This is a genomic window from Candidatus Hydrogenedens sp., from assembly GCA_035378955.1.
GTDB lineage: Bacteria > Hydrogenedentota > Hydrogenedentia > Hydrogenedentales > Hydrogenedentaceae > Hydrogenedens.
The window spans coordinates 1-9510 of record DAOSUS010000104.1 but is presented as its reverse complement, the minus strand read 5'-3'; the positions used below and the strand labels follow the sequence as shown (position 1 = coordinate 9510).

Sequence of the window (9510 nt, the reverse complement as noted above, 5' to 3'; positions counted from 1 at the left end):
GAATTGGTAATGATATTACATACTCGGCACGATATTTACCCGTATAGTTGTAATATTATAACTACTGAAATTATGCCTTCAAGTAATCTTTTAAGTAAATTAACAGGGCTAAAAGTTCCCTACAACAAACCTATTGTCGGAAGAAATGCCTTTGCACACGAGTCAGGAATACATCAACATGGTGTAATTGCAAATACAAAAACTTATGAAATTATGACGCCAGAAATGATTGGAAATGTCCGTTCTACACTTGTTTTAGGCAAACACTCTGGTAGGGCAGGTTTAGCAAAACGATGTGAAGAAATAGGTTATAGTCTTAATAAAGAAGAATTAGATAAATTGTATGAAAAATTCATGGTATTAGCAGAACGGAAAAAAGAAATTTATGACGAAGACATTATTCTATTGATTGTGACATTAAATCAAGAACAAGTTGAAACCTATCATTTGGAGCAAGTTCGAACTGCAGGTCACGACCCCTATACTGCATTAGTAAAATTGACAAAAGGAAGTGAACATTTAATGGACACTGCCATAGGTGATGGTCCTGTTGATGCCGCATGTAAAGCGATTGAGCGAATAACAGGTGTATTAGGGCAGTTGGAGCAGTTTGATATTCGTGCAACAACACCTGGAAAAGATGCTATTGGTGAAGCAACCGTTGTCGTAAAATTTAATGGTAAAAATATCACAGGAAACGGTTCAAGCACAGATATTGTCGAGGCTGCTGTAAAAGCATATTTAAATGCTGTTAATAAATACATCGCAATAAGAGATGCTTTAGAAAATCATTAGATAGATATAAACTTTTGATAATTATATGTTGTTATTGATATAATGTTATTCTATTTTTAAGGGAACTATATATAAAACTTACAGGAGAATACAATGAAAGAAGGTATCCATCCGAATTATGTTGAAGCCACTGTAAAGTGTGCTTGTGGTAACACTTTTAAAACACGTGCTACAAAACCCAACATTAATGTGGAAATTTGTTCTAACTGTCATCCCTTTTTTACAGGAAGACAAAAATTTGTAGATAGTGAAGGTAGGGTAGAGAGATTCCAGAAAAAATATGCCAGGAAAGCAAGTCCTAAAACACAAAATAAATAAGTGAACTAATTTATATAATATGGATACCCTACTGCGCGAAAAAATACGCGCTATAGTTGATGAGTATAATCGTCTGAATGAAAAAATGGCTTCCCCTGAAGTTGCATGTGACCCCGAAGTTTATCGGAAACTGGTTAAAACTCAGCGGGAAATGGAAGATATTGTTCAAACCTACCAATTATTTGAATTAAAAGAAAAACACCTAAATCATACAGAAGAAGTTATAAAAGAAGAAACAGACACCGAACTAATAAGTTTAGCACAGGAAGAAAAACAATCATTACAAGAACAATTAAATGAGTTGGAACAAAAACTTCGTATTTTACTTCTCCCCAAAGACCCCAATGATGAAAAAAATACAATTATAGAAATAAGAGCAGGAACCGGAGGGGAAGAAGCAGGGTTATTTGTTGCAGATTTGTATAGAATGTACATTAGATTTGCAGAAAAGAAAGGATGGAAAGTAGAATTATTAGATTCACATCCTACCGAGTTAGGAGGATATAAGGAGATTTGTTTTCAAATTTCGGGACAATCCGTTTATAGTCAATTAAAATATGAAGGAGGAGTTCACCGCGTTCAGCGAGTTCCAGAAACAGAGGCTCAGGGTAGGATTCACACCTCAGCTGTTACAGTTACCGTTTTGCCAGAGGCTGATGAAATTGATATAGATATTGACCCGAAAGACCTTCAAATAGATGTTTATCGTTCTTCGGGTCATGGCGGACAGGGAGTTAATACTACGGATTCTGCCGTTCGTATTACACATATTCCCACGGGAATTGTTGTTACATGTCAGGATGAACGCTCTCAACATAAAAATAAAGCAAGAGCATTAAAAGTTCTTCGTTCACGACTTTTAGATATTAAAACCCATGAAGAACAAAAAACACGGTCGGAACATAGAAAAATTCAAGTAGGTTCTGGAGATAGAAGTGAAAGAATTCGGACCTATAATTTTCCTCAAAATCGAGTAACAGAGCATAGAATAGGACTTACATTATATTCTCTCGATAAAGTTTTAGATGGAGAATTACAACCTATTATTGATGCTCTTGCAACAGCAGACCAAGCAGAAAGGTTAGCACAACTCGCAGAAGCGGAAACATCTCAAACAAAGTAAAAATCATGCCTTCTCTTTGGTTATTACTCAATCACATTTCCAATGAATTAATTCCTGTATCAGATAACCCTCGATTTGAAGCAGAATTACTTCTTGCTCATGTCCTAAATATTACAAGAGCAGAATTACTAAGTAAAATAAAAGAAGAAATTAGCATCCCAGAACAGTTCTATCAATGGATAGAAAGACGAAAAAAGCATGAACCCATAGCATACATACTCGGCTATACAGAATTTTTTGGATTGAAAATTAAAACGGTTCCTCCTATATTTATACCTCGCCCTGAAACAGAATTACTTGTAGAAGAAGCATTAAAAATAATAGAGATAAAGGAAAAAGAAACATTTAATATTTTAGAATTGTGTACGGGAACAGGTTGTATATCTATAGCCATCTACAAAAATACCAAAAAAAAAGTGAAATGTTTTGCTATAGATATAAACGAGAACGCTGTTAAATTAGCAAAACATAATGCAAAGGAAAATAAAGTATCCGTGAATTTTATCGTTAGTAATCTGTTTACTTCTATAGATAATATAAATAAATTTGATATTATTTTAGCCAATCCTCCTTATATCCCAGAAAACAATCGTGATGTTCTACCGCCTACTGTCAGAGACTATGAAGATTCTCAGGCACTATTCTGTCAAGGTGATGGAACTCATATAATTCATGAAATCATTTCAGAAGCCAGAAAATATTTAAATACTGATGCCTGGCTTTTATTAGAAATAGGAGACAACCAGAGGGAATTAGTAGAAAGAATATTTCAAAAAAACGGATATGATAATATAGAAACACTGTTTGATTTACAGAAATTACCTCGAATTGTAAAAGGAAATTGGAAAGGAAAGTAGTAAAGAGGTATTATGGAAGAATATAAATATAAGAAAACTATTCGGGATATGTCTGAAAATGACAGACCCCGAGAACGATTAGAAAAAAACGGACCTGAAGCACTACGGGATGCTGAATTAATAGCCGTGCTTTTTAGAACAGGAACAAAAGAAAAAAATGCCGTTGAATTAGCTGATGATGTTTTAAATGTTTTTGGAGATTTAAGAAGACTCTCCCAGGCAAGCATCGAAGAAATACAAAAAGTAAAAGGTGTCGGAAAAGTTAAGGCGATAGAATTAAAAGCAGCACTTGAATTGGGAAAAAGACTTATTGAGCATCGAAAAACATTTATAAAAAGAATCCAGAAACCAGCAGATGTGGCTGACTTAATGATGAATAGATACAAAGAATACGAAATAGAATGTTTTAATTGTATTTTATTAAATATAAGAAATGATGTTATAAAAGTAGAAACAATATCTCAAGGAGGTTTGGATAGTACTGTAGCCAGTCCTATGGATGTATTCCGTCTTGCGGTTAGAATTGGTGCTCCTAATATAATTATTACACATAACCACCCATCAGGAGACCCTGAACCAAGTCAGACCGATATTGAAATTACAAAACAATTAAAAGAAGCCGGTAAGATTATCGGCGTTCAACTATTAGACCATATTATACTTGGTGATGGAAAATATGTAAGTTTAAAAGAAAGAGAACTTTTATGAACCAGCCCATTAATTCATGGATTATAGGCATGAAATACTATTTGCCCTGTATGCTCATAGGGCTACTATTATCCTATTTAGGATTTATGTATTATAAATCTTTACTACCCTTAGGAATAATCATTTTCCTACTATCAATTTTCATTCTATTTTTCTTTCGTGATTTTCCAAGAGTAATAAATGCAAAAGAAGATGAAATCGTTTCTCCAGCGGATGGAACCATTGTAGAAATAAAAGAAATAGAAAAAAAGGAATATTACGAAGGTAAATGTTTAAGAATATCTATCTTTATGTCTGTTTTTAATGCTCATGTAAACCGTTTTCCTTACGATGGAGTTATAAAAAAGATTATTTATAAAAAAGGCAAATTCATGAATGCGATGAAAAGCCAATCCAGCGAATATAATGAATCAAATACACTTTTTATAGAAACCGAGAAAGGAAATATTACAATTAGGCAAATCGCAGGCAAAATTGCACGTAGGATTGTATGCCCGATAAAAGAAGGAGATTTTATTAAAAAAGGGGAAAAATTTGGTATGATAAAATTCGGTTCGCGTGTAGAGTTATATTTACCTTTGAATTGCGAAGTATATGTAAAGGACAAAGAAAAAGTATATGCCGGCTTAACGATTATTGGAAGGTTCAAATAAAATGATGCCAGGAAAAAGAAAAAAACAAAAAATAGATTTGAAAATAAAAAGACGCAATCCTATTAATGTCTTAGCAAGTTTATTTACAACAATCAGCCTTTACTTAGGTATTGCGAGTATTTTTGCGAGTATTGGCTCGGAGTTTGACAAAGCAGCATATTTTATATTATTAGCTATTATTTTTGATTCTTTAGATGGCACCATAGCAAAAATGACAAATAGCGTTTCAGAATTTGGCAAACAATATGACAGCTTAAGTGATTTGGTAACATTTGGAGTTGCTCCGGGTATCCTTGTTTTTATGGCATACCTTCCCGAAGGATTTCATTTACCCGTTTCACCGAGAACAGAGTCCATCATAGGTAAAACAGGGTCGTATATGGCAATTATATATGTAATTTGTGCTGCATTGAGATTAGCAAGATTTAACACATTTGAAACAGAAAAACGCGATTCTTTTAGAGGGCTTCCATCACCTGCAGCAGGAGGTACCCTATCGGCTTTTGTCTTATTTTTAAACTATTTTGAACCTCGTTTAGAACTTCATAAATTAGGTCCTTTTGCTTATTACGCATTAGGTCCTATGGCTGTTATCCTTGCTTTACTTATGGTTAGTTCCGTCAAATATCCAAAAGACCGATTAAAATATTTTATTTTTGCTCCAAAACCCGCTTTTCTTACCCTTGCAATTACTGCATTTGTTATAGCCATTATTCACTATGCAATGACTACTTCTGTAGCAATTGTTTTATTTCCTGTTATGCTTGCTTATGTCGGCTTCGGACTTGGAGACACATTATATCAATATTTGTCTGCCACACCAGAAAAAGAGAAGGAAACAGAAAAAATTAATAAAGAACTACTTCCGAAGAATTTATAGTGTGTCTGCATTGTTATAATTTAGAAACAAAATGAAAACAATATGATATTTTTTTTAAGACCGTATACATACAAATTTAAGATATTTCGTTGGTTGGAAATTGCTCTTGGACTGCTTTTCCTTACAAGTGCCACACTAAAAATAATAGAAATCAATCAGTTTTGTGTTCAGATTTATGCCTATGGTGTCATAACACAAAAAGAAATTCTCCCATGGATTGCAACAATAACAATCCTTATTGAAATTTCTTTAGGTCTATTATTCCTAATTTCATTTCCATTTCGAAGACTCACAATGACAATAAATTTATTACTCCTTTTTATTTTTACTTCCTTAATTTTATATGCTTGGATATTTAATGACCTTAAAGATTGCGGATGCTTTGGTAAAATCGAAATGGGTCCATTGGAATCCATAATAAAAAACATCATACTTATTATTATTTCTATTGCATGTTTTTCGGGAGTTAAACCAATAGAAGAAAGGTCAGAACAGAAGAAAACATACATCAAATATTATCTTCCACTGGTAATTTTAATTATCCTAACTTCATTTTTCTGTTATCAGCAATTGCAATCAGAGCAGATAGATAAAAAGAATGTCGAAGATAATAATATAACTCCTTACTCAAAAATAAAAATAGAAATAGATGGGAACATATACGATTTAGGGCAGGGTGAATATTTGGTAGCACTTTTAAGTTTTGGTTGTGACCACTGTATTGAAGAATCTCCTAAAATAAATGATTATATGTCAATAAATGGTATACCTAAAATTATTGCACTATGCCTTGAAGAATCCCAAGAAGAAAAAGAAGAATTTTTAAATAAAGTTCAACCAATATTTCCTATCTATTCTATGGGTAATAAAGTAAGACTTTTTCTTAGCCTTATAGGAAAAGAACCCCCAAGATTGGTATATCTTAAAGAGGGCAAGATTGTAAAATATTGGGATTATGATCTACCCAATCCAGAAGAAATAATTGAAATTATCAATAAACAAAAACAATAAGATTCAGTATATCTGAAAAATATTAATTTTAAAATCTCTCCCCAAATATAATAAATTCAATACTTTTTGAAAAGAAAGAACTATTTAGAGTATCATAAACACATGATTTAATCATCTATATTTACTTGTAATCTGCACAAAAAAATAAAGGGTTCTTATTTTATATGAATAGTAATTTTGACCCGGTAATTAAAACAGAAAATTTAACAAAGGTATATGATACTGGGTTTAGGGGAGAACAAGTATCTGCCTTAAAAAACCTTAACTTAGAAGTATTCCCATCTGAAATATATGGGTATCTTGGACCCAATGGCTCAGGAAAAACGACGACAATAAAACTATTACTAGGACTTATATTCCCGACTTCTGGCTCAATCCAAATCATGGGTACAACCGATATTTATTCCGCTTATGTCAAAAAAAATATTGGTTATTTGCCTGAAGGTTCCTACTATCCCGATTTTCTGAGAGGGGAAGAAATATTGCGATTTTATGGGCAACTCTATGGATTAACGGGAAAAGAATTAAATAAGAGAATTGATGAAGTATTAGAACTTGTTAGTATGTCTCATGCCCGTCGAAGAATGCTTAAAGGATATTCAAAAGGTATGAGACAAAGAATAGGTCTTGCTCAGGCACTTATAAGTAACCCTCAAATTTTAATATTAGATGAACCTACTACGGGTCTTGACCCTATTGCTCGAAAAGAGATTAGAGATATTTTGTCCCGATTACGAGATGAAGGCAAAACATTATTTATTTCAAGTCATGAACTTTTAGAGGTAGAAATGATTTCCAATCGTGTAGGTATTTTGTACGAAGGGATTCTTCGTGTTTCAGGAACATTAGAAGAATTACTTACTTCAAAGGATAGGATTATAGAATTTGCAAATGCTAAAAATGGAGTGGTGCAGGAGATTAAAGATAAAGGGGGAGATGTAGTAGACCAGATTAATGACAAAGTATATCTCAAAGTAAAAAATGACGAAGAATTGTATAATGCCATTGAATTGGGAAAGACCGTTGGTTTGCAATTAATAAAAATAACACCTCGACGGGAAACATTGGAAGAATTATTTGTAAATGTTATTGATTCAGCAAAAAAAGAACGGAGTTCATAAAATGAAAAGTCTCCTTGATTTTATAAAAGGTCCTTGGTTTATTGCGGTATACACATGGAGAGAAGGCTTAAGAAGGAAAACTTTGGTCGGTTTTCTCATTCTCAGTCTTCTTGTTATCTTTGGTGCTACATTTATGACATCATTTATTAATCAGGCAACGGTAGGTGATGTTAGCACCGATATGGATTTGAAATTGATAAAAGATATTTGTGTTACCACGATTTCAATATTTGGTATCTTAATAACTATTTTTATTTCTGCATCTGTTGTTCCTACAGAAATAGAAAATCGGGTAATATACACTGTGTTATCGAAACCTGTTCGTCGTTTCCAATACCTTTTCGGTAAATTTTTAGGTGTTCAGTTAATTATTATTATGAACCTTTGTTTAATGGGAGGACTTTTCTTTATTTCTTTATATATAAAACAACAAATTTTACCTACTTTGCTTTTATGGTCTGTTTTCTTAACATATTTTGAATTTTTAATAGTTTCTGCATTAACTTTTGCGATAGCATGTGCTTCAAGTTCCTCCGTTTTGCCCACTATAGCAGGTCTTTTCATATACATAACGGGTAGTCTTACCGAATATCTAAAAGATGTTTACAATCGTTCCGGACAAACAGGAGAATGGCTTGATTCTCTAATTGGCTATATCGCTTATATCTTGTGGAATGTCTTACCCAATTTACAGAGATTTAGTTTAAAAACACAAATTATAAATTCACAACCCAACGACCCACCTACAGATGTTTTAATTCCTCAATTAGTTTTGTATGGACTTATTTATGCTGTTTGTGGGTATATCCTTGCATATTGGATTTTCAGAAAAAGAGAAGTATAGAGAATAAAGACTTATGACTGATAAAAAAGTAAATATAATATTATCACTCTTATTTATAATATTTGTAATTTTAGGTGCTTATCAAGGTAGGCATGTTGAATTTTATAGAGAATGCGAGGCTTTTTATAGATGGATACTTGCAGTAGGAACACAGGAAAGACTATTTCAGGCTTCAGAAGGAGAACAAAAAACAGAAAAATTTGTTGATTTACAACTTTTTGATAAAGTATCAGAAAAAGCCATTCCAATACTTCAAAATGAAAAACAAGTTAAGGATTCTATAGATAATACAATATCTTATCGTGAAAATTTTGCAAATATAATAGGTGATATATCGAACGACCCTATAATATGGAAGATAACAACCAAAAAAGAAATGGAAGAATTGAAAAAAGAATTTCTGAAAAATCTTAGAGAGGGGAAAATAGAATTTAATAGAAATATAACCTATGCAGAAGCCCAAGAAAGTGGAGTTAATATCTTTAACTTGTTCTTTGGCTTTAGAAAAATTGCTGCAAGTTTGATTTGGCTTGAAGTAGACCGTTATTGGCATCAAGGATTGCTATATCGTATGGTCCCTTTAATGAGAACCTGTGTAACATTAGACCCTAACTTTGTTGAAGCATATCTTATCGGAGCATGGCACCTGGCATATAATGCTACTGCTAAACTTATTGATACACCTCAACACCTGAAAAAATGGAATCCAAAATATAAAGCTTGTGTTGGAGAAAAGGAAACTTTTTATTACTTAGCCATTGACTTTTTAAAGAAAGGCATTCGTAATAATCCCAGAGATTATAAACTATATTTTGACCTTGGCTTTGCCATTTATAAAAACAAAATGAACGATTACCCCAATGCAGTCCGATATTTGACCGAAGCAGTGCGTGTTCCTCATGAACGATGGGTAAGAAGACAATTATATATTTGTCAGGAGCTGAATGGACAATACGAAGAAGCCTTACAAGGATGGGAAGATTATAGAAATAGATTTCCTGATAATCCTGTAGCACCCCGGTTTATTTTAAGAAATCAGGGGAAAATATATGAAAAAAAAGCCCAGGAATTAATAAAGGAAGTTGAAAAAATAAGTGATGCGCAAATAAAAGAAGAAAAGATAAAAGAAGCAGACAATTTAAAAAGACAAGCAAAAGAAATATGGGAAAAATTAAGTAAAGAAGAAAGCGACCCTTATGG

Annotated in this window: 11 protein-coding genes; all 11 read left to right on the top strand. The window is 32.7% G+C overall.

Annotation, left to right across the window (positions count from 1 at the left end; genetic code table 11):
• On the top strand, window positions 1-795 hold a 795-nt coding region (locus PLA12_13740), incomplete at its 5' end, for an alpha-isopropylmalate synthase regulatory domain-containing protein (GenBank protein HOQ33555.1).
• Between the two features lie 93 nt (window positions 796-888).
• Window positions 889-1113 (top strand): 50S ribosomal protein L31, encoded by a 225-nt coding sequence (rpmE, locus tag PLA12_13735; GenBank protein HOQ33554.1) that lies wholly within the window; start codon window positions 889-891, stop codon window positions 1111-1113.
• 31 nt (window positions 1114-1144) lie between these two features.
• On the top strand, window positions 1145-2236 hold the full coding sequence (prfA, locus tag PLA12_13730) for a peptide chain release factor 1 (protein HOQ33553.1): 1092 nt from the start codon (window positions 1145-1147) through the stop codon (window positions 2234-2236).
• 5 nt (window positions 2237-2241) lie between these two features.
• A complete protein-coding gene (gene prmC, locus PLA12_13725; protein HOQ33552.1) occupies window positions 2242-3093 on the top strand; it encodes a peptide chain release factor N(5)-glutamine methyltransferase in 852 nt (283 codons plus the stop codon).
• 12 nt (window positions 3094-3105) lie between these two features.
• Window positions 3106-3801, top strand: a complete 696-nt coding sequence (gene radC / locus PLA12_13720) for a DNA repair protein RadC (GenBank protein ID HOQ33551.1) — start codon at window positions 3106-3108, stop codon at window positions 3799-3801.
• Entirely contained in the window at window positions 3798-4454 is a 657-nt protein-coding gene (locus PLA12_13715) for a phosphatidylserine decarboxylase family protein (protein HOQ33550.1), read from the top strand. The genes radC and PLA12_13715 overlap by 4 nt, the downstream gene beginning before the upstream one ends.
• A 1-nt stretch (window position 4455) precedes the next feature.
• On the top strand, window positions 4456-5334 hold the full coding sequence (gene pssA / locus PLA12_13710) for a CDP-diacylglycerol--serine O-phosphatidyltransferase (GenBank protein HOQ33549.1): 879 nt from the start codon (window positions 4456-4458) through the stop codon (window positions 5332-5334).
• Between the two features lie 42 nt (window positions 5335-5376).
• Window positions 5377-6345 (top strand): hypothetical protein, encoded by a 969-nt coding sequence (locus PLA12_13705; protein HOQ33548.1) that lies wholly within the window; start codon window positions 5377-5379, stop codon window positions 6343-6345.
• A 164-nt stretch (window positions 6346-6509) separates the two neighbouring features.
• On the top strand, window positions 6510-7466 hold the full coding sequence (locus tag PLA12_13700) for an ABC transporter ATP-binding protein (GenBank protein ID HOQ33547.1): 957 nt from the start codon (window positions 6510-6512) through the stop codon (window positions 7464-7466).
• 1 nt (window position 7467) lies between these two features.
• On the top strand, window positions 7468-8310 hold the full coding sequence (locus tag PLA12_13695; GenBank protein ID HOQ33546.1) for an ABC transporter permease: 843 nt from the start codon (window positions 7468-7470) through the stop codon (window positions 8308-8310).
• 13 nt (window positions 8311-8323) lie between these two features.
• The coding region (locus tag PLA12_13690; GenBank protein HOQ33545.1) for a hypothetical protein at window positions 8324-9510 on the top strand (1187 nt) is incomplete at its 3' end.